The sequence below is a fragment of the Variovorax endophyticus genome (assembly GCF_025376855.1).
GTDB lineage: Bacteria > Pseudomonadota > Gammaproteobacteria > Burkholderiales > Burkholderiaceae_C > Variovorax.
Map to the genome: position 1 here is coordinate 145,187 of NZ_JAHUTH010000016.1, position 22,456 is coordinate 167,642.

The window sequence follows — 22,456 nt, forward strand, 5'->3', positions numbered from 1 at the left end:
CGCGGGCCGGACGATAGCAGCGCGTGCAAGACAATGCCGCATGCGCATCCTTCCCTGGGCCGATGACTCCCTGCCGGCCGGCATCGAGCTGTTCCGCCTCGAGCTGGACCTGGCCACCGAACCCACCGCGCTGCGCGCCGCGCTGTCGAGCGAGGAGGACGCGCGGCTGCAGCGTTTCGTACAGCGCGCCGATCGCGTGCGCTTCGCGGCCGCGCGCTCGGCGCTGCGCGGCCTGCTGGCCGAGCGCATGGGCCGCGATCCGCTCGGGCTGCGCTTCGAGGCGGGCCCGCAGGGCAAGCCGTTCGTGCGCGGGGCGCCGCGCTTCAACGTCGCGCATTCGGGCACGCAGGCGTTGATCGCGCTGGCCGACCCCGCCCTGGGGCTCGAGGTGGGCGTGGACATCGAGCACCGCAGCGAGGACATCGACATCGAGGCCCTGGGCGAGCTCGTGTTCACGCCCGCCGAGCGCGCCGCGCTGCGCGCGGCCGACGACCGGCTCGCGGCCTTCTACCTGCGCTGGACCGGCAAGGAGGCGGTGCTCAAGGCGATCGGCGTCGGCATCGCCGAGCATCTGCAGTCGCTCGACATCGCGGCCGGTGTCGGCGCGGCGATCGACATCGTCATGCGCGTGCCGGCCTGGCGGGCGGTGCGCGCGATCCGGCTCGACGCGCCCGCGGGCTACGCCGCGGCGCTCGCGTGGCATCCGGTGTCCTGAGCCGCGGGTCGACGCAACCCAACCGTTTCCCGTGAAGGGGCATTGGCCGGGCTCCGCCGTGCTTTTCATTTCAAGCAACTCATAATGTTGCATGAAACGAGACAGCAAGCTTTCCGCCATCCTGCACGTGCTGCTGCACATGGCCGAGATGGACGAGCCCGCGACCTCCGAGTCGCTCGCGCAGGCGATGCGCACCAATCCGGTGGTGGTGCGCCGCCTCATGGCCGGGCTGCGGCAGGCCGGCTTCGTGAGCTCGGCCAAGGGCCATGGCGGCGGCTGGGTGCTGTCGTGCCCGTTGTCGGCGGTGACGCTGGCCGACATCCACGCGGCCGTGGGCGCGCCCGCGCTGCTGGCCTTCGGCAACCGCACCGAGAGCCCGGGCTGCATCGTCGAGCAGGCGGTCAACACCGCGCTCGACGGCGCCTGCCGCGAGGCCGAGGCGCTGCTGCTCGCGCGCCTGGGCCGCATCACGCTGGCCGATCTCTCGAAGGATTTCCACCGCCGCATGCACGAAGGCGGCTTCACTGCCAAGGACATTGCCCATGCCTGATTCCACGAGTTCTCCTCTTCCCTACGACGCGCTGATCGTCGGCGGCAGCTTCGCGGGCCTGTCGGCCGCGATGCAACTCGCGCGCGCACGCCGGCGCATTTGCGTGGTCGACGCGGGCCAGCCGCGCAACCGCTTCGCCGAGGCCTCGCACGGCTTCTTCGGCCACGACGGCGCGGCGCCGCTGGCATTGCGCGACCAGGCGCGCGCGCAACTGCTGGCCTATCCCTCTGTCGATTTCGTCGCCGACGCAGCACAGACGGCGCGCGTGCTGCCGGCCGAAGAGGGCGACACCCGCTTCGCCGTCACGCTGGCTTCGGGCCAGACCCTGGTGACGCGCCGGCTGCTGCTGGCCACGGGCGTGCACGACCTGCTGCCCGAGGGCATCGAGGGCCTCGCGCCGCGCTGGGGTGCCAGCGTGCTGCACTGCCCCTACTGCCATGGCTACGAGTTCATCGACCGCCGCCTCGGCGTGCTCGGCAGCGGCGAGCTGTCGGTGCACCAGGCGATGCTGGTGGCAGACTGGGGGCCGCTGACGCTGTTCACGCACGGCATGCCGCCGCTCGATGCCAGGACGCGCGCGCAGCTCGATGCACGCGGCATCGCGATCGACCCGGGCCGCGTGGTCGCGCTCGAAGGCCCCGCGAACGCGCTCGAGGCGGTGCGCTTCGACGACGGGCGCCGCTTGCCGCTCGACGCACTGTTCGTGGCGCCGGCCCAGCGCCAGGGCAGCACGTTAGCAGCGCAACTCGGTTGCGCCTTCGACGAGGGGCCGCTGGGCCTCGTGGTGCGCACCGATCCGATGATGAAGACGAGCTCGGTGCCCGGCGTGTTCGCGGCCGGCGACGCGGCGCTCGCGATGCAGAACGCCACGCTGGCCTCGGCCGATGGCGTGCGGGCCGGGGCCTCGCTGCACCGCTCGCTGATCTTCGTCGACTGAGAAAGGTCCGGGGTCTCAGCCGCGCGCCGGCAGCACCGTGCCGCGGCTCTCGCCGAAGCCGATGCGCGCGTGGCCGGGCTTCTCGCACCAGCCGCGCAGCAGCACGGCGTCGCCGTCCTCGATGAAGCTGCGCTGCTCGCCGCTGTCGCCCAGCGCCACGGGCGTCTGGCCGCCGCGCGCGAGTTCGATGATGGCGCCGGCCTCGCCCTCGCCGGGGCCCGAGATGGTGCCGCTGCCGAACAGGTCGCCGGGGTTGAGCTGGCAGCCACCCACCGTGTGGTGCGCCACCATCTGCGCCACGCTCCAGTACTGGTGGCGGAAGCTGGTGGACGACAGGCGCGACGGCCCGCGCTTCTCGGCGCGCGCCTTCTCGCTCTCGAGCCAGACCTCGAGCCGGATGTCGATCGCGCCGGCCTCGCGGTTGGCCGCGTCCTCGAGATAGGCCAGCGGCTGCGGATCGGTGGCCGCGCGCGTCCAGGGCTGGCGGTAGGGGGCGAGCGCTTCCATGGTCACGGTCCACGGCGAGATCGTGGTCGCGAAGTTCTTCGCGAGGAAGGGACCGAGCGGCGCCATCTCCCAGAACTGGATGTCGCGCGCCGACCAGTCGTTGAGCAGGCAGATGCCGAAGATGTGTTGCTCCGCGTGCTCGAGCGCAATGGCCTCGCCGTGCGCGTTGCCGGTGCCGATCCAGACGCCGAGCTCGAGCTCGTAGTCGAGCCGCGCGCAGGCCTGGTAGGTGGGCGCCTTCGCGCCCGGCGCCATCGCCTGGCCCATGGGCCGGCGGAACTGCTGGCCGCTCACGCCGATGGTCGACACGCGCCCGTGGTAGGCGATCGGGATCCAGCGGAAGTTCGAGGTCACGTCGCCGCCCGGGTTCAAGAGGCGCGTGATGTTGAGCGCATGGTCGATCGAGGTGTAGAAGTCGGTGTAGTCGCCGATGCGCGCGGGGATCGCGTACTCGGCCTCGGCCTGCGGCACCAGGCAGGCGCGCACGGCCTGCACCGCGGCCACCGGCGCATCGTTCTTCAGCAGCGCGAACAGCGCATGGCGCAGCGTCTTCCAGGCCGCGGGGCCGAGCGCGAAGAAGTCGTTGAGCGCGGGCTGCGCGGCCGCCGTGGCGGCCTCGAGCGCGAGGCCGTCGAGCTGCCGCGCATGCACCAGCGCGGCCAGGTCGAGCACCTGGTCGCCGATCGCGACGCCGCCGCGAAAGGCCTCGCTGCCGCCGGCGCGGCGAAACACCGCATGCGGCAGATTCTGGATCGGGAAGTCGCTGCCGGTCGGGGCCGTGGGGTTGGCCGATTCGACCCAGCTGCGGGCGTGGACGTCGTGCGTGTGGTTGAGCGTGTGCATGAAAGAGGACTCCTCAGACCGAGGCCATCAATGCGTCGTCGAAGATCGCGACCGCGCGCGTCCAGCCGGCCGAGGCGCCGCGGATCTTGTGCGGGAAGCAGCTGATGAAGAAGCCCGTGGGCGGCAGCACCTCGAGGTTGTGCAGCTTCTCGATGTGGCAGTAGCCGATGTCGCGGCCGGCCTTGTGGCCTTCCCAGATCAGCGAGGCGTCGTGCGTCTCGCCGTACTTCTTCGCGGTGTGGACGAAGGGCGCGTCCCAGCTCCAGGCATCGGTGCCCGTGAGGCGCACGCCGCGCTCGAGCAGGTACATCGTCGCCTCGTAGCCCATGCCGGCGCCGGCCGAGACGTAGTCGGGGTTGCCGTAGCGCGAGCCGGCGCGCGTGTTGATCACGACGATCTCCAGCGGCTTGAGCGTGTGGCCGATGCGCTTGAGCTCGGCCTCGACGTCGGCCGCGCGCACCACGTAGCCGTCGGCGAAATGGCGGAAGTCGAGCTTCACGCCGGGCTGGAAGCACCAGTCGAGCGGCACGTCGTGGATCGCGATCGCGGGCTTCTTCTCGCCGAGCGCCTTGTCCATGGTCGAATGGAAGTGGTAGGGCGCGTCGAGGTGGGTGCCGTTGTGCGTGGACAGCTGCACCATCTCCACCGCCCAGCCTTCGCCGTCGGGCAGGTCTTCCTTCTTGAGGCCGGGGAAGAAGGGCTCGATCTGCTCGTAGGTGTTGTCGTGCGTGAAGTACTGGATCTTCGGCGCGAAGGCCGGCGGGTCGGAGAGCACGTCGTTCTCCAGGAAGATCGAGAGGTCGACCAGTTTGCGTGGCATGGGTGGGGTCCTTGTGGGGTGTTCGTTCGAGCGGAGAGAAAAGAGAAGAAGGGAGGAATCAGGGCTGCTGCCAGCGCAGCAGGCGCCGTTCGGCCTGGGCCAGCAGCGCATTGCTCGCGAAGCCGACGAGCCCGAGCAGCACGATGCCGGCGAACAGCTCGCTGGCGCGGAAGGCGCGCGCGGCCAGCAGGATGGCCTGGCCCAGGCCGCTCTGCGAGGCGATCATCTCGCCCACCACCGCGACGATCAGCGCGATGGTCAGCGCGAGCCGCATGCCGGCCAGGATGTCGGGCATCGCGTTGGGCAGGCCCATCTTCCAGACATAGGCCGCGCGCGACATCTGCAGGCAGCGCGCCACCTCGGCCAGGCGCGGTTCCACGGCCGCGAAGCCGTGCACCGTGGCCAGCAGCACCGGCCACATTGCGCCGAAGGCGACCACGAACAGCACCATGCCGGGGTTGAGCCCGAAGATCGAGATCGCCAGCGGCAGCAGCGCCGAGGCCGGCAACGGGCGCACGAACTCCAGCGTGGGCTGGACCCAGGCACGCACCGCGGGCGAGACGCCGATGGCCGCGCCGAGCAGCACGCCGGCCAGCGAGGCGAGCAGCCAGCCCTGCACCATGCGGCCCACCGTGGCGCCGGTGAAGGCGAGCAGCTCGCCGCCGCCTTCGCCCGACAGGTTCAGTCCTTCGCGCAGGCTCGCGAAGGTGGCTTGCGGCGTCGGCAGGAACACGCGGCTGACCCAGCCCGCGTTGCTCGCGACCCACCACAGCGCGACCAGCGCCAGCAGCACGCCCAGCGCGCCGAGCCGCTCCAGGCCCTGGCGTTCGTCGTGGCCGTTCATGGCGCGGCTCCCATGCGGCGCGACACGCCGCGCTGCAGCCACAGCATGGCCGCGTTGATCGCGAAGCCCACCACGCCGATCCAGCCCAGCCAGGCCAGCATCAGCGCGGGGTCGAAGCTCTGCTGCGCGATCATCATCGCGTAGCCCATGCCGTTGGGATTGGCCGCGATCTCCACCGTCACGGCCACCACCAGCGCCACCGCCACGCCGAGCCGCAGCGCGACGAACAGGCGCGGCACGATGGCCGGCAGCACGATCTTGAAGGCCCGCTCGCGCGCCGACAGGCCCAGCACGCGGCTGACCTCGAGCAGCCGCGGCTCGACCTGCTGCACCGCCGCCTGCACCAGCACCAGCAGCGGCCAGAAGGTGGCGAAGGCGACGATCGCGAGCTCCATGCGCACGCCGAAGCCGAAGCCCAGCATCGCGAGCGGGATCAGCGCGACCGAGGGCACGGGGCGCAGCACCTCGATCGTGACCGAGCCGAGCCGGGCCGCGCGGCGCGACAGCCCGAGCACCAACCCCAGCGCGATGCCGAGCACCGCGCCCAGCAGCAGGCCCAGCGCGGCGGTGCCGAGCGTGAAGCCGGTGGCCTGCCACAGCGAGCCGTCGAGCGCGGCGCCGGCGAAGGCCCTGGCCGCGGCGCTCGGCGGCGCCAGCGCATCACTGCCCAGCGCCGCCGCGCGGCGCGCGTACCACTCGAAGGCACCGATCAGCAGCGCCGGAAACACCCAGGGCCGCAGCCCGCGCACGAGCCGGTTCTCAGTCATGGCCGTGCTCGATGAAGGCGAACAGCTCGCGCCGCAGCCGCAGGTAGTCGGGATGCTCCTTGGTCGTGAGCTGGTCGCGCGGGCGCGGGATCTTCACGTCGATCATGCGCGCGAGGCTGGGCCGCCCGGGACCGGGGTTGGCCTGCAGCGCGATCACGCGGTCGCCGAGGTAGATCGCCTCCTCGAGGTCGTGCGTGACGAACAGCACCGTGAGGCCGTCCTCGCGCACCAGCCGCGCGAGCTCGTCCTGCAGGCTCTGGCGCGTCAGCGCGTCGAGCGCGCCGAAGGGCTCGTCCATCATCATCAGCTCGGGCTTCTGCGCGAGGCAGCGCGCGATCTGCGCGCGCTGCTGCATGCCGCCCGAGAGCTGCACCGGAAACTTGTGGGCATGCTTCGCGAGCCCGACCTTGGCGAGCACGTCGGCGATGCGCGGCGCGCGCTCGGCCGCGGGCACGCCGCCGGCCTCGAGCGCGAGGCTCACGTTGCCCTCGACCGTGCGCCAGGGCAGCAGCGCGCGGCCGTAGTCCTGGAACACGAAGGCCACTTCGCGCGAGGGCTCGAGCATCTTCACGCCGTTGCGCCGCACCTCGCCCGCGCTGGCCGCGACCAGCCCGCTGGCCGCGCGCAGCAGCGTGGTCTTGCCGCAGCCGCTCGGGCCGACGATGCAGACGAACTCGCCGCGCGCCACGTCGAAGGAGGTGGGCGAGAGGATCTCGCGGCCACCGAGGCGGATGGTCACGCCGTCGAAGCGCAGGAAGGGCGCGGCGTGCCGCGCGGGGCCGCTGCCCGGCAGCGCGGCGCCCGACGGCAGCGCGCTGCGCGCCGGGTTTGGAAGGGGCGTCGCGATCATGGCGCCAACAGCTTCGCCACGTCGATGTCCGAGCGCAGCATGCCCTGGTCCTTCATCAGCCCGCTCCAGTAGGCGAGCTGCTTCTCGCTCACCACCGGGCCCGGCGGCGAGACCTGGATCTTCGCGAGCACGTCGGCCGGCAGCCGGGTGTACTTGCCGATCGAGGCGCGCACCTTCGCATCGTTCCTCGGCTGCTGCATGAAGGCCGCGGCTTCGACCAGCGCCTCGCGGAAGGCGCGTGCCGCGCCCGGGTTCTTCGCCACCCATTCGCGCTTGGCCGCGTGCACGATGGTCTGGTTGTTGTCGGGCAGGAAGGTCGAGTAGTACGAGGCCACGTAGCCCGCGCCGCTCTCGGTGATGCGGGTCATGAACGGATCGGTCGACACGACGGCATCGACCGAGCCGCCGCGCAGCAGGTCGGCATGCTGCGGGAAGGCGGCCTCGACGAAGTTGACCTTGCGGTGGTCGACGCCGCTGTCCTTGAGCCAGGCGCGGAAGGTCACGTGCAGGAACGCGCCCAGGCCCGGCACGCCGATCTTCTTGCCCACGCAGTCCTGCGCGCTCTTGATGCCGCTGCCCGCGCGCGCCACCAGGCCCGTGCTCGTGAGGGTCTTCGAGGTGAGGCCGCCGCCGGCCACCAGCACCAGGTCGAGGCCGCCGTCGACCGCCTGCAGGAACACCGAGGGCGTGGGGCCGCCGATCTGCAGCGAGTCGGACTGCAGCGCCGCGGGAATGGTGGAGTTGAGCGGGATGAACTTGAGCTCGACCTCGAGGCTGCGCTTCCTGAAGAAGCCCTCGTCGGCCGCCACGAACACCGAGCCGAAATCGGTCACGGCCGTGTAGCCGAACACGATCTTCGGCTGGGGCTGAGCGCGCGCGGGCAGTGCCGCGGCCGTCGATGCCGCGGCCAGGGCCGACAGCAGGGTGCGTCTCTTCATCATGGTTTTTCTCTCCTGAGGGGTGCTTTCTTCTGGGGTGACTTGGCGCTCTTCGGCCGTGGCAGCGCATGGCGCAGGCCGCCGACGATGAAGTTCACGAGCATCGGCGCCATGGCCGGATCGCCGGGCGTGTTCTCGCCGCGCGACAGGCGCGCGATGCGGCTGCTGTTCAGGTGGTTCATGAGCGCGCCGAGCGCGAACTGGTAGCCCCAGGCGACCTCGCCGCGCGTGGCATGCGGCAGCACGAGGTGCAGCGCATCGATGAAGGCCTCGGCCAGCGGATCGAAGTAGGCGCGCAGCACGCGGTCGGCCTCTTCGGTGGTGTTGGCGAGTTCGCGCGCCACCAGCAGCGCGTAGTACTCGCCCTCGGAGCTCGCGCGCAGCGCCAGCACCGGCGCGATGAAGGCCTCGATGATGCGCGGCAGCGTGCGCGCGTCGTCGGGGTCGAGGTTCACCGCCGCCAGCCCCGCGAGCCGCGCCTCGATCGAGTGGGCCCAGTGCTCGAAGATGGCGTGGAACAGCTCGTGCTTCTGGCCGTGGTAATAGCCCACCAGTGCCAGCGGCACGCCGGCCTCCTCGGCGATCTGGCGGATCGTCACCGCGTGGTAGCCGTGCTGCGCGAACAGCTTCTCGGCCGCCAGCAGGATCGCCTGCTTGCGATCGGGCCGCGCCGTCTCGATGGCGACAGCGGCGGCGGACGATGCGCTCGGACGCGCGGCGCGGCGCTTGGCGGTGGGTGTGCGGGTGCTCATGGAGGTGTATTGAACGCTTGTACAAAAATGTTGAACACACGTACAAACCCTGAGGTCAACCCCCCTTGAGCGCACTCCGTCACGGCGCTACGCTCGGTCCATGCCCGCTCCCAACATTCCCCAGATCCGCCTCTACCAAGACTGGCTGCGCGACACGCGCGGCCTCGCTTTCGACCACTACGACGCCCTGTGGCGCTGGTCCGTCACCGAGCTCGATGCCTTCTGGCAGAGCATCTGGGACTACGCCCGCATCGAATCGCCCACGCCGCACACGGCCGTGCTCGCCGAATCGCGCATGCCGCTCGCGCGCTGGTTTCCCGGCGCCCAGGTCAACTATGCGCGCGAGGTGTTGCGCCACGTCGACGCGGCCCACGCGGCCGGCATGCCCGCGATCGTCAGCGACAACGAGCGCGGCGAGGTGCGCGAGCTGTCGTGGCCCGAGATGCGGCGCCAGGTCGCGTCGGTCGCGCTCACGCTGAAATCGCTCGGCGTGAAGCGCGGCGACCGCGTCGCGGCCTACATGCCCAACGTGCCCGAGACCATGGTGGCCTTCCTGGCCTGCTCGAGCATCGGCGCGATCTGGAGCGTGTGCGCGCCCGACATGGGCACGGCCGCCGTGGCCGACCGCTTCCGCCAGATCGAACCCACCCTGCTGATCGCGGTCGACGGCGTGCACTACGGCGGCAAGCCGCTCGACCGCAGCGCCGTGCTGCAGGAACTGCGCGGCCAGCTGCCGAGCGTGCGCCGGCTGCTGCTCGTGCCCTCGCCCCATGCCACGGGCCAGGTGGCGCACGACGTCGACTGGGCCCGGGCCACCGCGCGCGACGACGCCGAGGTCGCCGCCTTCGAACCCGAGTGGCTGCCGTTCGACCATCCGATCTGGATCGTCTACTCGAGCGGCACCACCGGCCTGCCCAAGCCCATCGTGCACGGCCAGGGCGGCATCATCCTCACCATGCACGCCTGCGGCCTGCACAACGACGTGGGCGCGAGCTACGGTGCCAACAACTTCGGCGAGCGCTACCACTGGTACAGCTCCACCGGCTGGGTGATGTGGAACTCGCAGCTCTCGGGCCTGGCCTTCGGCGCCACCATCTGCATCTACGACGGCAACCCGGCCGGCAGCAAGGAGAAGCCCGACTGGGGCGTGCTGTGGCGCTTCGTCGCGCGGCACCAGGTCACCTTCTTCGGTGCGGGCGCGGCCTACTTCAGCAACTGCATGAAGGCCGGGCTGGTCGCGAAGGACTGCGGCGACCTCTCGCGCGTGCGCGCGCTCGGCAGCACCGGCTCGCCGCTGCCCGAGGAGGTGCAACGCTGGGGCACGCAGCAGTTGCGCGAGGCGGGCTCGAAGGACGTGTGGTGGTGCAACATCTCGGGCGGCACCGATTTCTGCGGCGCCTTCGTCGGCGGCCACCGCGAGCTGCCCGAGGTGCCGGGCCAGATGCAGTGCCGCGAGCTCGGCCATGCGGTCGAGGCCTGGAACGAGCAGGGCCAGCCGGTGATCGGCGAGGTCGGCGAGCTGGTCTGCACCCAGCCCATCCCGTCGATGCCGCTCTACTTCTGGGGCGACGAGGGCAATGCGCGCTACGTCTCGAGCTACTTCGACACCTACCCCGGCGTCTGGCGCCATGGCGACTGGATCCGGATCGGCAGCGACGGCGGCTGCATCATCTACGGCCGCAGCGACGCCACCATCAACCGCCAGGGCCTGCGCATGGGCACCAGCGAGATCTACAGCGCGGTCGAGGGCCTGCCCGAGGTGCTCGACTCGATGGTGGTCGACCTCGAGTACCTGGGCCGCGAGAGCTACATGCCGCTGTTCGTGGTGCTGCGCCCCGGCGTCGCGCTCGACGATGCGGTGCGCGCGCGGCTCAACCATGCGATCAAGACCTCGCTGTCGCCGCGCTTCGTGCCCAACGACATCTTCCAGGTGGCCGAGATCCCGCGCACGCTCTCGGGCAAGAAGCAGGAGCTGCCGATCAAGAAGCTGCTGCTGGGCCAGCCGATCGAGAAGGTGGTGAACCGCGAGGCGATGGCGAACCCCGGCAGCCTCGACTGGTACGTGGCCTTCGCGGCGCAGCGCGCGTCCGTATGATGGCGCGATGCTTTCCAGACGCAACATCCTCCTTCTCGCGATCGCCGGCGGCGTGGCCGGCGCCACGCTGCTGAGCGCCTGCGCCACCTCCTCCACTCCCGCACCCGCACCCGCACCCGCGGCCGCGCCGCTCGTCGTGAGCGGCACCGTGAGCTATCGCGAGCGCATCGCGCTCGATCCCGCCGCCGAGGTGCGCGTGCAGCTGCTCGACGTCTCGCGCATGGACGCGCCCTCGGTCGTGCTGGCCGAGCAGCGCATCCGCGCCGACGGTCGCCAGCCGCCGTTCGCCTACACGCTGCAGGTCGACGCGGCCCGCATCGATCCGCGCATGCGCTACGCCGTGGCGGCGCGCATCGTGCGCGGCGAACAGCTGCTGTTCATCAACGACACGCAGTACAGCGTGCTCACGCAGGGCCAGGGCACGCGCGCGGACCTGGTGCTGGTGCGCGTCACGCCCGCGCCGCCGCCGCGCTGAGCCTCACGAGGTGTGAAGAAACCGTAGCGAGCGCCCCGAGGTCGCGCCGAGGACCGGAGCCGTACCTTGTACGGTGAGGACCGCAGGTGCGAGATCGGGGCGCGCGGCAGGTTGATTCACACCTCGTCAAGCGAGCAGCTCGTAGAGCACCATCTTCGTCTGCCGGCCGCGCAGCTCCACCTGCTCTTCCACGCGGCGCGTCGCGAGCCGGCCCTTGAGCCCGGCATGGGTCACTTCCGACACCAGCAGCTGCGTGCCGAGCTGCTTGTTGATGCCCTCGATGCGGCTCGCCACGTTGATCACGTCGCCGAAGGCCGTGTACGACAGCCGGTCGTTCGAGCCCAGCACGCCCGCGATCACCATGCCCGTGTGGATGCCCACGCGGGTGCGGAACTCGGGCAGCGCCTGGCTGTGCCACTGGCGGTTGAGCGCGCGCATCTCGGCCTGCAGCTCGAGCGCCGCGAGGCAGGCCTTGTACTCGGCATCGGGCAGGTCGGCGGGCGCGCCCCACAGCACCATGATCCCGTCGCCGATGAACTTGTCGATCACGCCGCCATGGCGCGCGAACACGCGCGCCGCGAGGTTGAAGTAGTCGGTGAGCTGGCCCACCAGCACGGCCGGCGGCATCGACTCGGAGATGCTCGTGAAGCCCTCCACGTCGGTGAACATCACGGTCACGCGGCGCGGCGAGCCGTTGGGTGCGAGCGCATGGCCCTGCGCGATGAGCTGGTTGATCACGTCCACCGGCACGAACTTGCTGAAGGCCTTGAGGCTGCGCGCCGACTCGTCGAGCGCCTGGTCCAGGTGCTGGATCTCGAGCACCCGGCTCGGCTCGCGCGGCAGGCTGTCGAGCTCGAGCATGCCGATGCGGCGCGCGATGCGCGACAGGTTCTCGACCGGCGCCGTCACCAGCTTCGACAGCCGCAGCGAGATCGCGAGCGCCACCGCGAGGAAGCCCAGCACCAGCAGCATCGACCACAGCACCGCGCGGCGCAGGCTGCCGAGCAGCACGTCCTCGGGCACCCAGCTCACCAGCTCCCAGCCGGTGGCCTGGATGCGCGAGGTCTGTGCCAGGAAGCGCTGCCCCTGGTAGCTGAAAGAGAACGCGGTGTCGACCTGGCTGCCCGCCGTGCCGTCGTCCACCATGTGGCGATGCAGTTCGTCGAGCACGCCCGTGCTGGCTTCGAGCCGGTGCTGCACGCCGGGCATGTCGCTGCGCGCGAGCACGCGATAGTCGCGCGTGAGCAGCGCGCTGCCGCCGAAGCCGCTGCTGCTGAACTGCCGCACGAAATCCGAGAGCCGGCCCAGCGACACGTCGCCGGCCACCACCAGCGCCTGCGGCTTGCCGTCGGCGTAGCGGCGCTGGCTCGGCAGCGCGTAGGTCACGCCCAGCTCCTGCGCGGCCGCGAACACGTAGGGCTGGGTCCACACCGGGCCCCTGGCCGTGCGCGCCTCGATGAACCAGCTGCGGGTGCGCGGGTCGTAGCCGCTCTGGAAGGCCTCGAGGCGGATCGTCTCGTAGCGCTGCTGGAAGTCGGCCTCGGCCGCCAGCGGCCGCTTGTACTGCCAGGTCTCGGTGGTGCCCTGCTGCCCGGCCTCGATGTAGCGGACCGCGGGCGCGGGATAGCGCAGCGCCATCAGCATCCGGCCCTCGTCGTTGGCGACATAGAGGCTGTCGAGCTCGGGCGACTGCTGCAGCATGGTCCACAGCATCTCGGCCGTCCATTCGCTGCGGTCGCCCGCGGGCCGCAGGCTCGGCGTGCCCGCGATGGCGCCGACCACCGACTCGGCTTTGGCGAGGAAGGCATTGACCTTGTCCTCGGTGCGGTCGTGGTTCGACTTGTGGGCCGATATCCCGATGCGCGAGACCAGCCGCTGCGAGCCCCAATAGCCGAGCGCGACCAGCAGCAGCGATTGCGTGAGCGCGACCACGCTCACGATGGTGCCCACGTCGACCCGGAAGTGACGGGTACGGCGCCGCGAGGGCGCCGGGTTCGAGGCGGGACCGAGATCCGATGGCCGTGTGACAGAAGCGGCCGCTTCGGAAGACGGCCGCGCGGCCGGGTCCGGCACGCCGGACGGATATCTGTTCATACTGCTCCCTGTCTGCCCACGCGCCTCCGGGGCCGACGGGCCGCGGATCGGCAGCCGGCGGTCTCGCTGTCCGATCAGTGCGTCGGAAATGCTGGCGAGTGCCGGATGCGGGGCGGATTCTCGCTCCACTCCCTCGAAGTGGGCGAAAGCTGTGCCGGGACAGTCGGAGATTCGGCCTTGGCGCGCGCCTATTGGGCGTCGTGGAAGATCAGCCCCAGCGTCTGGCGCCGGCCCGAGCGCACGCGGCTCACGCCATGGCGCATCGTCACGCGGTAGCTGCCGCGCGTGCCCGCCACGGGCCGCTGGTTGACCGCGAAGATCACGGCCTCGCCCTGCGCCAGCGGCACCACCTCGGCGCGCGACTGCATGCGCGGGCGCTGCTCGGTCAGCACGAACTCGCCGCCCGTGAAGTCCTCACCGGGCCGGCTCAGGAGCACCGTGAGCTGCAGCGGGAACTGCAGTTCGCCGTACAGATCCTGGTGCAGGCAGTTGTAGTCGTCCTCGCCGTAGCGCAGCAGCAGGGGTGTCGGCCGCTGTTGCCCGGCTGCGTGGCAGCGCGCGAGATAGTCCGCGTGCGCGGCGGGATAGTCGGCCGGCAGGCCCATCGCCTGGGCCCAGGCATTGGCCAGCGGCGCGAGCCGTTCGTAAAGCGCGGCGCGCCATGCCGCGACCGGTTCGGGCAGCGGATAGGCGAGGTACTGGTACTCGCCCTGGCCGAAGCCATGGCGCTGCATCACGACGCGGCTGCGGAAATGTTGCGGTTCGTCGTACATCGCGGCCAGCGCCGCGCACTGGCGCGGACCGAGCAGGCGGCCGGTGGTGGCGCAGCCGCGCGCGGCGAGGTCGGCTTCGATGCGGGGCCAGTCGAGCGCATCGATCACGGAAGCGGGGGAGGGCATGGGGCGAGTGTGGCCCGGGCGGAGGCTTCGGGCTCGCCGTTTCCGGACGCGGCTTTCAGGCCGCGTTCACAGCGGCGTGCGCGAAGGCCGGCCGGCAGCTCGTCGCGCGGCATAGCCTTCAACCCTTGCGGGCCTGCGCGAGCAGCCAGTCGCTGAAGAACTTCAAGAGCGGCCGCTGGTCGGCGCGCTCGGGCGTCACGAGGTAGTAGGCGCGCTCGCCCGCGAGCGGCCGCGGGCAGGCCACCACCAGCTCGCCGCGCGCGAGTTCGTCGGCCACCAGCATGGTCGGCATCAACGCCACGCCCAGGCCCTGCGAGGCGGCCGCCGCCAGGATCGAGAACAGCTCGTAGCGCGGGCCGCCGCGCGCATTGGGGGCGTCGACCTGCTGCGCATCGAACCACTGGCGCCAGCCGTCGGGCCGCGTGCTCTGCTGCAGCAGCGGCATGTGCGCGATGGCCGTGGGCGAGACCGGCTTGCCGCGCGGCAGCAGCGCGGGGCTGCAGACCGGCACCACGTCCTCCTGCATCAGCGGCAGCGCGTGCGTGCCGGCCCAGTTCTGCACCTGCGCCACCGTGCCCGCGTAGAGCGCGGCGTCGAACTCCGCGTCGGCGAACAGGAAGGGCCGGGTGCGCGTCTCGATGTGCACCACCACGTCGGGCTGCAGCGCCGCGAAGCCCTTGAGCCGCGGCATCAGCCAGCGCGTGGCGAAGGTGGGCACGGCCGCCAGCGACAGCGAGCCGCCCTCGCCCTGGTGGGCCATCGCGTCGAGCGTGTCGCGCTCCATCGCCTCGAGCCGCTTGGCGGTCTGCCGCGCATAGGCCGCGCCGCTCGCGGTCAGCGCCACGCCGTGGCGCGTGCGGCGGAACAGCGCCACGCCGAGGAAGGCCTCGAGCGTGCCGATCTGGCGCGACACCGCGCTCTGGGTGAGCGCGAGTTCCTGCGCGGCGCGCGTGTAGCTCTCGTGGCGCGCGGCCGCGTCGAAGCACACGAGGGTCTGCAGGGGCGGGATCTTGCGGCGCATGTATGCCGCGAGTGTATGACTGGCGAAGGGCTTTCATCAATGAAAGCACGGTTCCGGCAACGCCCAAGACATTCTGGATCCGCATATCTGGGTGAGGATTCATCGTTTGCGCCGCGCCCCCTGCCTCGCTAGGATCGGCCGATCCCCCTCTTTTCCCCTTTTCCGGAGACAGCCGCATGGCCGCCAAAGCTTCCTTCCACTGGGACGACCCCTTCCTGCTCGACCAGCAGCTCACCGACGACGAGCGCATGATCCGCGACGCGGCCAATGCCTACTGCCAGGAGCGCCTGGCACCGCGCGTGCTCGAGGGCTTCCGCACCGGCGAGACCGACCCGGCGATCTTCCGCGAGATGGGTTCGCTGGGCCTGCTGGGCCCGACGATCCCCGAGCAGTACGGCGGCCCCGGCCTCAACTACGTGGCCTACGGCCTGATCGCGCGCGAGGTCGAGCGCGTCGATTCGGGCTACCGCTCGATGGCCAGCGTGCAGAGCTCGCTCGTGATGGTGCCGATCTTCGAATTCGGCACCGAAGGCCAGAAGCAGAAGTTCCTGCCCAAGCTCGCCACCGGCGAATGGATCGGCTGCTTCGGCCTGACCGAGCCCGACCACGGTTCCGACCCCGGCAGCATGGCCACGCGCGCCAAGAAGGTGCCGGGCGGCTACGCGCTCACCGGCAGCAAGATGTGGATCAGCAACTCGCCGATCGCCGACGTGTTCGTGGTCTGGGCCAAGGAAGTCAGCGAGAGCGGCGCCGTCGGCCCGATCCGCGGCTTCGTGCTCGAGAAGGGCATGAAGGGCCTGAGCGCCCCGGCGATCCACGGCAAGGTCGGCCTGCGCGCCAGCATCACCGGCGAGATCGTGATGGACAACGTGTTCTGCCCCGAGGAGAACGCCTTCCCCGAGGTACAGGGCCTCAAGGGTCCGTTCACCTGCCTCAACAGCGCCCGCTACGGCATCTCGTGGGGCGCGCTCGGCGCCGCCGAGGACTGCTGGCACCGCGCGCGCCAGTACACGCTGGACCGCAAGCAGTTCGGCCGCCCGCTGGCCGCCAACCAGCTGATCCAGAAGAAGCTGGCCGACATGCAGACCGAGATCTCGCTGGGCCTGCTGGGCAGCCTGCGCCTGGGCCGCATGAAGGACGAAGGCACGGCCGCGGTCGAGATCACCTCGATCATGAAGCGCAACAACTGCGGCAAGGCCCTCGACATCGCCCGCCTGGCGCGCGACATGATGGGCGGCAACGGCATCAGCGACGAATTCGGCGTGGCGCGCCACCTCGTGAACCTCGAGGTCGTGAACACCTACGAAGGCACGCACGACATCCATGCGCTGATCCTCGGTCGCGCGATCACGGGCATCGCCGCGTTCGCGAACTGAAGCCAGACACGGACTTCCGGACGCAGAGGACGCGAAGGATTCGCGAAGGACGCGAAAGGAAGTCCATCTTCCTTGAAATGAATCTTTTGCGCCCTTCGCGGAACCTTCGCGTTCTTCGCGTCCGGGCAGCCCGAATTCCATCCGCATCGCCATGACCCAAGCAGCCCTCGACGGCATCAAGGTTCTCGATCTGTCCCGCGTGCTCGCGGGCCCGTGGTGCACGCAGATCCTCGCGGACCTGGGCGCCGATGTCGTCAAGATCGAGCGTCCCGGCGTCGGCGACGACACCCGCACCTGGGGCCCGCCCTTCGTGAAGGACGCGAACGGCAACGACAGCGACCAGGCCAGCTACTTCACCGCGTGCAACCGCAACAAGCGCTCGGTCACCATCGACATGGCCACGCCCGACGGCCAGGCGCTGCTCAGGCAGATGGCGGCGCAGGCCGACGTGGTGGTGGAGAACTTCAAGACCGGCGGCCTGAAGCAGTACGGCCTCGACCAGGAGACGCTGCGCCGTGCCAACCCGCGGCTCATCTACTGCAGCGTCACCGGCTTCGGCAACGACGGCCCCTATGCCGAGCGCGCGGGCTACGACCTGATGATCCAGGCCATGACCGGCATGATGAGCATCACCGGCCGCCCCGACGGCGAGCCCGGCGGCGGCCCGCTGCGCGTGGGCGTCGCGCTCACCGACATCTTCACCGGCGTCTACGCGAGCACCGCGATCCTCGCCGCGCTGCAGGTGCGGCACCGCACCGGCGAAGGCCAGCACATCGACATGGCACTGCTCGACGTGGGCATGGCGATCCTCGCCAACCAGGCCAGCGCCTTCCTCAACACCGGCAAGGCGCCGGCGCGCCAGGGCAACACCCATCCGAGCCTCGCGCCCTATCAGGACTTCCCGACGCTGGACGGCGCGATGCTGCTGGCGATCGGCAACAACGGCCAGTTCGCGCGCTTCTGCGAGGCCGCGGGCCAGCCCGGCTGGGCCAGCGACGCGCGCTTCGCGAGCAACACCCTGCGCGTGAAGCACCGCGGCGTGCTGATCCCGATGATGGAGGAGCTCACGCGCACGCGCACCACGGCCGACTGGGTCGCGCTGCTCGAGGACAAGGCCGTGCCCTGCGGCCCGATCAACGACATCGCGCAGGCCTTCGACGATGCGCAGGTCAAGGCGCGCGGCCTCGCGGTCACGCTGCCGCGCGACGCGGGCGACGGCATCACGGCCATCACCGGCGTGGCGAGCCCGCTGCGCCTGTCGGCCACGCCGCCGGTGCTGCGCCGCGCGCCGCCCGCGCTGGGCCAGCACACGCGCGAGGTGCTCGGCGAGATGGGCATCGACGCGGCGCGTTTCGAGGCATTGCGCGCCTCGGGCGTGGTCTGACACACTGGCGGGCATGACCCGCCCGCACGATCCTTCCGATGCCGCGCCGTTCGCGCTGCGGCGCATCGATCACGTGGTGCTGCGCGTGCGCGATGCCGAGCGTTCCATCGCCTTCTATGTCGGCGTGCTCGGCTGCACGGTCGACAAGCGGCGCGACGACCTCGGCCTGGTGCACCTGCGCGCGGGCGCGAGCCTGATCGACCTCGTCGCGCACGACGGCAAGCTGGGTCGCGCGGGTGGCGCGCTGGCCGGCCGCGAAGGCCGCAACCTCGACCACCTGTGCCTGCGCATCGAGCCCTTCGACGAGGCCGCGATCCGCGAGCGCATGGCGCGCCATGGCGTCGAGGTCGATGGCGAGGTGCAGAACAACTACGGGGCCGAGGGCACGGGGCCCTCGATCTACCTGCGCGACCCCGACGGCAACGGCGTCGAGCTCAAGGGGCCAGCGGCCTAACCGCGCCCGAGCACCGCGACCGCGAACACCGCCACGCCCAGCACCAGGTTCAGGCTCACGAGCTTGCGCACCAGGTCGAGCCGGCCCGCGGCCACCGGCCAGGCGCCGTCGTCGACCGCGCGCCGCATCGCGCGGAACACCGAGGCGCGGATGTAGACGTAGATCGCGGCCATCACGATCGCGATGCCCATCATCGCCTCGACGCGCCAGTGCACGCCGCGGAAGCCGCCCGTGGCCAGGATCATCGCCACGCCCGTCACGAACAGCAGCGTGACCGAGGCATCGACCCCGACGAAGAAGCGCCGCAGGGTCGCGGCCATCATGCGCAGGCGCAGCGGCGGCTCGAGCGTGGCGACGGCGGCCGGGCGCACCGCGAAGTGCATGAGGGCCATGCCGCCGACCCAGAAGGCGGCGCACAGCAGGTGGACGAAGAGCGGGAGCAGGTAGGACATGGCGGCGATCAGACCACCGAAGCCCGCTGCGCGCAACGATCTCCCCGCGCGCCCCTCAGCCCGCGCGCGCGCGTGGCGCCGGCTTGCGAACCTTGGCCGGCCCGGCGTCCGCGTAGCGCTTCATGTCGCGCACCACGCAGCGCAGCAGCTCGGCCGCGGCCGGCGACAGCAGGCGTCCGTGGCGCGACACGATATGCGAGCGGCCCTGCGACAGCAGCGGGTTCTTCATCGGCAGCTCGATCAGCTCGGGATGGTCGGCATTCGGCGTCAGCGAGATCCGCGTGCCCAGCGTGTAGCCCAGCCCGGCCGAGACGAAATGGCCGAGCGCGCTGAACGAGGTGGTGGTCAGCACCGAAGGCAGCCGCACGCCTTCGCTGATCTCGGCCGCCTCGATGTGCTGGCGCACGCCGAAGTTGCGGTGCAGCGTGGCGCCCGGGTAGGGCAGCAGGTCGGCGAGCTTGAGCGGCCGGCCCAGCTGCGCGAGCGGATGCGAGCGCAGCACCAGCGCCTGGATCGGCTGCGGATGCGACTGGTGCGAGGTCAGCCGCTCGTCCCGCGGCGGCTGGAACAGCATGCCGATGTGGGCGCGCTCCTCGACCACGCGGCGCACGATCTCGTCGGTGCTGGCCACGTCGAGGTCGATGGTGATCTTCGGATGCGTGGTCATGAACTCGCGCAGGCTGTGGCGCATCAGCCAGTCCACATAGCCCTCGCCCGCCACGATGTCGATGTGGCCGCGCTCGATCTTGCGGATGCTGTCCATCTGCGCCATCAGGTGCTGCTTCTGGCTGTTCTGCCGGCGCACGTAGCCGGCCAGCATCTCGCCCGCGTCGGTGGGCACCACGCCGCGGCCATGGCGCTCGAGCAGTGGCACGCCACACTCCTGCTCGAGGATGCCGATCGCGCGGCTGACGGCCGAGGGGTCCATGTCGAGCACGTCGGCCGCGCCGCGCACCGAGCCGCTGTCGAGCACCTGCATGAAGTAGCGCACGCGGCGCGTGTCGAGCCTGTCGTCCATGCCCGGTCTCCTGAGTGTTGCATTCAATGCATCGAATATCCCGATTTGCGGTCATTGATGCAATAGGCCTACATGGAGAAACTCGCCGCCATCCGCCAGCAAAGGCTTCACCCACGGCTCCAGACCGACGCCCCACCATGACCTCCGCCGCCTCCGTTCCCGTCACGGCCGCGCCCTCCGGCGCTTCCGGAAAACTCAAGCTCGTGGCCGTCACGCTGGCCATCGTGGCCGTGGCCGAGCTGGTCGGCCCGGTGCAGTTCAGCGTCGGCCCGGGCAAGGTGGCGCTGCTGCCGATGCTGTGGGCGCTGCTGATCGCCGCGGTCTGGGGCATCGCGCACCGCCGCGTGCCGGGCGTGGCGCGCGTCGCCACCGCCGAGCAGTCCTTCGCGGGCGGCCTGCTCAACGCCGGCCTGCTGCTGTTCGTGGTGAAGCTGGGCCTCACGGTCGGCGCCGCGCTGCCGCAGGTCAAGCAGGCCGGCTGGGCGCTGCTGTTCCAGGAGTTCGGCCATGCGCTCGGCACCCTGGCGCTGGGCCTGCCGCTGGCGCTGCTGCTGGGCATCAAGCGCGAGGCCGTGGGCGCCACCTTCTCGGTGGGGCGCGAGGGCAACCTCGTGATCATCGGCGAGAAGTACGGCATGGCCTCGCCCGAGGGCCGCGGCGTGCTGGCCGAATACATCACCGGCACCGTGCTGGGCGCGCTGTTCATCGCGGTGCTGGCGGGCTTCATCGCCAGCCTGCACGTCTTCGATCCGCGCTCGCTGGCCATGGGCGCCGGCGTGGGCTCGGGCAGCCTGATGGCGGCCGCGCTCGGCGCCATCGCCGCGCAGCAGCCGGCCGAGATGCTGCCGCAGCTCACGGCCATCGCCGCCGCCTCGAACCTGCTGACCACGGTCGCGGGCTTCTACTTCACGCTGTTCCTCTCGCTGCCGCTGTGCTCGTGGCTCTACGGCAAGCTCGAGCCGGTGCTGGGCCGCTTCTCGAAGCGCGGCGCGACCGATGCGGGCACCTCCGCCATGTCGCAGGTCAGCGTGGCGCATGGCGGCGCGCTGCCGCTGCGCGACACGCTGATCGCCTGGGCCGTGGTGGGCGGCGGCGTGCTGATCGGCAACTCGCTGACCTACAAGGTGCCGCTCCTGGTCTCGCTCGAGGGCATGCTGGCCGTGGTGGCGATCGCGCTGGCGGTCGAGGGCCTCAAGCGGCTGGTGCCATGTCTGCCGATGGTGCTGGTGCTGTCGGTGGTGGCCACGGTGGTGGGCATCCCGGGGCTGCTGCCGTTCTCCGACGCGCTGATCGCGCTCACCGCCAAGCTCAACTTCCTGGCCTTCACCACGCCGGTGCTCGCGCTGGCCGGCTTCTCGGTGGCGAAGGACCTGCCGGTGTTCCGCCAGCTCGGCTGGCGCATCGTGGTGGTGTCGCTGACCGCCACGGCCGGTACCTTCCTCGGCGCTACCCTGATCGCCGAATTCTTCCACTGACCCCACGAGAGAACCCCACCATGTACCGCGACCCCGAAATCGCCGAAGACACCCGCGCGCGCATGCAGGCCTGGCGCCGCGACATCCACGCCAATCCCGAGACCGCGTTCGAGGAGCACCGCACCGCCAACGTGGTCGCCAACGCGCTGATGCTGATGGGCCTGCCGGTGCACCGCGGCCTGGCCGGCACCGGCGTGGTCGGCACGCTTTCGAACGGCGACGGCCCGAGCATCGCGCTGCGCGCCGACCTCGACGCGCTCAACATGCAGGAGCTGGGAACGCAGGCCCATGCCTCGAAGTGCGTGGGCAAGATGCACGCCTGCGGCCACGACGGCCACACCGCGATGCTGCTCGGCGCGGCCGAGCACCTGTCGCGCCACAAGCCGTTCAAGGGCACGGTGCACTTCGTGTTCCAGCCGGCCGAGGAGAACGAGGGCGGCGGCCGCGTGATGGTCGAGGAAGGCTTGTTCGACCAGTTCCCGGCCGATGCCGTCTACGGCATGCACAACTTCCCGAGCCTGCCGCGCGGCCGCTTCGCGATCCGCAAGGGCACCATGACGGCCTACCTCGACACCTTCGAGATCGTGGTCACCGGCAAGGGTAGCCATGGCGCCATGCCCGAGACCGGCATCGACTCGGTGGTGGTCGCCGCGCAGCTCATCAATGCGCTGCAGACCATCGTGAGCCGCCGCACCGGCGCCACCGACTCGGCCGTGGTCAGCGTCACGCAGATCCATGGCGGCGACACCTGGAACGTGATCCCCGAGACCGTGGTGCTGCGCGGCACCGTGCGCACGCTCGATGCCGCGATCCAGGACCAGACCCAGGCCGCGATGCAGCAGATCTGCGAGGGCGTGGCCGCCACCCACGGCGCCAAGGTCGCGCTCGACTACCGCCGCGGCTATCCGGGCGTGGTCAACACGCCGGCCGAGACCGATGCCGCGATCGCCGCGGCCGCCAGCCTGGTCGAGCGCGAACAGGTGCTGACCGACATCCCGCCGGCCATGGGCTCGGAGGACTTCGCCTTCATGCTGCAGAAGCGCCCGGGCGCCTACATCGGCATCGGCGCGGGCGAGGGCCCGAACGATCCGAACGTCCACAACCCCTACTACGACTTCAACGACAACATCCTGCCGCTGGGCGCGGCCTACTGGGTGGCACTGGTCAAGCAGCAGCTTCCGGCCGCATGA

The 22,456-nt window shown here is 70.9% G+C and carries 22 protein-coding genes; 10 read left to right on the top strand and 12 right to left on the bottom strand.

Translation table 11 applies throughout. The features are described 5' to 3' along the window. Positions 1–40 precede the first annotated feature (40 nt). From KV106_RS21560 to KV106_RS21570, 3 genes are all read left to right on the top strand, one after another. Positions 41–715, top strand: a complete 675-nt coding sequence (locus KV106_RS21560) for a 4'-phosphopantetheinyl transferase family protein (protein ID WP_261212230.1) — start codon at positions 41–43, stop codon at positions 713–715. A gap of 91 nt (positions 716–806) precedes the next feature. Continuing rightward, positions 807–1,265: an Rrf2 family transcriptional regulator gene (locus KV106_RS21565; protein ID WP_261212232.1), complete on the top strand. Its 459-nt coding sequence runs from the start codon at positions 807–809 to the stop codon at positions 1,263–1,265. Continuing rightward, a complete protein-coding gene (locus KV106_RS21570) occupies positions 1,258–2,202 on the top strand; it encodes an NAD(P)/FAD-dependent oxidoreductase (RefSeq protein ID WP_261212233.1) in 945 nt (314 codons plus the stop codon). Before KV106_RS21565 ends, KV106_RS21570 begins: the two co-directional genes overlap by 8 nt. Positions 2,203–2,217: 15 nt before the next feature. On the opposite strand, the gene fahA is transcribed toward KV106_RS21570, so the two are convergent. The 7 genes from fahA to KV106_RS21605 are packed head-to-tail and all read right to left on the bottom strand — an operon-like array spanning position 2,218 to position 8,523. Further along, complete coding sequence (fahA, locus tag KV106_RS21575) at positions 2,218–3,552, bottom strand: fumarylacetoacetase (RefSeq protein ID WP_261212234.1); 1,335 nt, start codon at positions 3,550–3,552, stop codon at positions 2,218–2,220. Between the two features lie 13 nt (positions 3,553–3,565). Beyond that, positions 3,566–4,372, bottom strand: coding sequence for a cyclase family protein (locus KV106_RS21580; protein WP_261212236.1), 807 nt, complete (start codon positions 4,370–4,372; stop codon positions 3,566–3,568). A 58-nt stretch (positions 4,373–4,430) separates the two neighbouring features. Continuing rightward, complete coding sequence (locus tag KV106_RS21585; protein ID WP_261212238.1) at positions 4,431–5,216, bottom strand: ABC transporter permease; 786 nt, start codon at positions 5,214–5,216, stop codon at positions 4,431–4,433. Continuing rightward, positions 5,213–5,983 carry an ABC transporter permease gene (locus KV106_RS21590; RefSeq protein WP_057592343.1) on the bottom strand — a complete coding sequence of 257 codons (771 nt, stop codon included), beginning with the start codon at positions 5,981–5,983 and terminating at the stop codon, positions 5,213–5,215. Before KV106_RS21590 ends, KV106_RS21585 begins: the two co-directional genes overlap by 4 nt. After that, a complete protein-coding gene (locus KV106_RS21595; RefSeq protein ID WP_261212241.1) occupies positions 5,976–6,833 on the bottom strand; it encodes an ABC transporter ATP-binding protein in 858 nt (285 codons plus the stop codon). Before KV106_RS21595 ends, KV106_RS21590 begins: the two co-directional genes overlap by 8 nt. Beyond that, positions 6,830–7,774 (bottom strand): ABC transporter substrate-binding protein, encoded by a 945-nt coding sequence (locus KV106_RS21600; RefSeq protein ID WP_261212242.1) that lies wholly within the window; start codon positions 7,772–7,774, stop codon positions 6,830–6,832. Before KV106_RS21600 ends, KV106_RS21595 begins: the two co-directional genes overlap by 4 nt. Continuing rightward, on the bottom strand, positions 7,771–8,523 hold the full coding sequence (locus KV106_RS21605; protein WP_057592346.1) for a TetR/AcrR family transcriptional regulator: 753 nt from the start codon (positions 8,521–8,523) through the stop codon (positions 7,771–7,773). The genes KV106_RS21600 and KV106_RS21605 overlap by 4 nt, the downstream gene beginning before the upstream one ends. A 100-nt stretch (positions 8,524–8,623) precedes the next feature. On the opposite strand from KV106_RS21605, the gene KV106_RS21610 reads away from it, so the two are divergent. Further along, complete coding sequence (locus KV106_RS21610) at positions 8,624–10,618, top strand: acetoacetate--CoA ligase (protein WP_261212244.1); 1,995 nt, start codon at positions 8,624–8,626, stop codon at positions 10,616–10,618. Between the two features lie 7 nt (positions 10,619–10,625). Continuing rightward, positions 10,626–11,093, top strand: coding sequence for a YbaY family lipoprotein (locus tag KV106_RS21615; protein WP_261212246.1), 468 nt, complete (start codon positions 10,626–10,628; stop codon positions 11,091–11,093). A gap of 126 nt (positions 11,094–11,219) precedes the next feature. Here the strand turns inward: KV106_RS21615 and KV106_RS21620 are convergent, their stop codons facing one another. The 3 genes from KV106_RS21620 to KV106_RS21630 all read right to left on the bottom strand — a co-directional run bounded on the left by KV106_RS21620 (position 11,220) and on the right by KV106_RS21630 (position 15,107). Further along, the gene (locus tag KV106_RS21620; RefSeq protein WP_057592349.1) at positions 11,220–13,187 is read right to left on the bottom strand and encodes an adenylate/guanylate cyclase domain-containing protein; all 1,968 of its coding nucleotides are present in this window, start codon (positions 13,185–13,187) and stop codon (positions 11,220–11,222) included. Positions 13,188–13,375: 188 nt separating this feature from the next. Further along, a complete protein-coding gene (locus KV106_RS21625; protein WP_261212249.1) occupies positions 13,376–14,086 on the bottom strand; it encodes a 2OG-Fe(II) oxygenase in 711 nt (236 codons plus the stop codon). Between the two features lie 118 nt (positions 14,087–14,204). Further along, a complete protein-coding gene (locus KV106_RS21630) occupies positions 14,205–15,107 on the bottom strand; it encodes a LysR substrate-binding domain-containing protein (protein WP_261212251.1) in 903 nt (300 codons plus the stop codon). 176 nt (positions 15,108–15,283) lie between these two features. On the opposite strand from KV106_RS21630, the gene KV106_RS21635 reads away from it, so the two are divergent. The 3 genes from KV106_RS21635 to KV106_RS21645 all read left to right on the top strand — a co-directional run bounded on the left by KV106_RS21635 (position 15,284) and on the right by KV106_RS21645 (position 18,321). Further along, on the top strand, positions 15,284–16,483 hold the full coding sequence (locus KV106_RS21635; RefSeq protein ID WP_057592354.1) for an acyl-CoA dehydrogenase: 1,200 nt from the start codon (positions 15,284–15,286) through the stop codon (positions 16,481–16,483). Positions 16,484–16,634: 151 nt separating this feature from the next. After that, entirely contained in the window at positions 16,635–17,867 is a 1,233-nt protein-coding gene (locus KV106_RS21640) for a CaiB/BaiF CoA transferase family protein (protein ID WP_261212252.1), read from the top strand. A 13-nt stretch (positions 17,868–17,880) separates the two neighbouring features. Continuing rightward, the gene (locus KV106_RS21645) at positions 17,881–18,321 is read left to right on the top strand and encodes a VOC family protein (RefSeq protein ID WP_057592356.1); all 441 of its coding nucleotides are present in this window, start codon (positions 17,881–17,883) and stop codon (positions 18,319–18,321) included. Here the strand turns inward: KV106_RS21645 and KV106_RS21650 are convergent. Next, positions 18,318–18,773, bottom strand: coding sequence for a CopD family protein (locus KV106_RS21650; RefSeq protein WP_057592357.1), 456 nt, complete (start codon positions 18,771–18,773; stop codon positions 18,318–18,320). The two genes, KV106_RS21645 and KV106_RS21650, sit on opposite strands and share 4 nt — an antisense overlap. A gap of 55 nt (positions 18,774–18,828) precedes the next feature. Beyond that, positions 18,829–19,791 (bottom strand): LysR family transcriptional regulator, encoded by a 963-nt coding sequence (locus tag KV106_RS21655; RefSeq protein ID WP_261212253.1) that lies wholly within the window; start codon positions 19,789–19,791, stop codon positions 18,829–18,831. Between the two features lie 137 nt (positions 19,792–19,928). Between KV106_RS21655 and KV106_RS21660 the strand changes: the two genes are divergently transcribed. Both KV106_RS21660 and KV106_RS21665 read left to right on the top strand, forming a co-directional pair. Next, on the top strand, positions 19,929–21,266 hold the full coding sequence (locus KV106_RS21660) for a DUF3100 domain-containing protein (protein WP_261212254.1): 1,338 nt from the start codon (positions 19,929–19,931) through the stop codon (positions 21,264–21,266). A gap of 20 nt (positions 21,267–21,286) precedes the next feature. After that, the gene (locus tag KV106_RS21665) at positions 21,287–22,456 is read left to right on the top strand and encodes a M20 aminoacylase family protein (RefSeq protein WP_261212255.1); all 1,170 of its coding nucleotides are present in this window, start codon (positions 21,287–21,289) and stop codon (positions 22,454–22,456) included.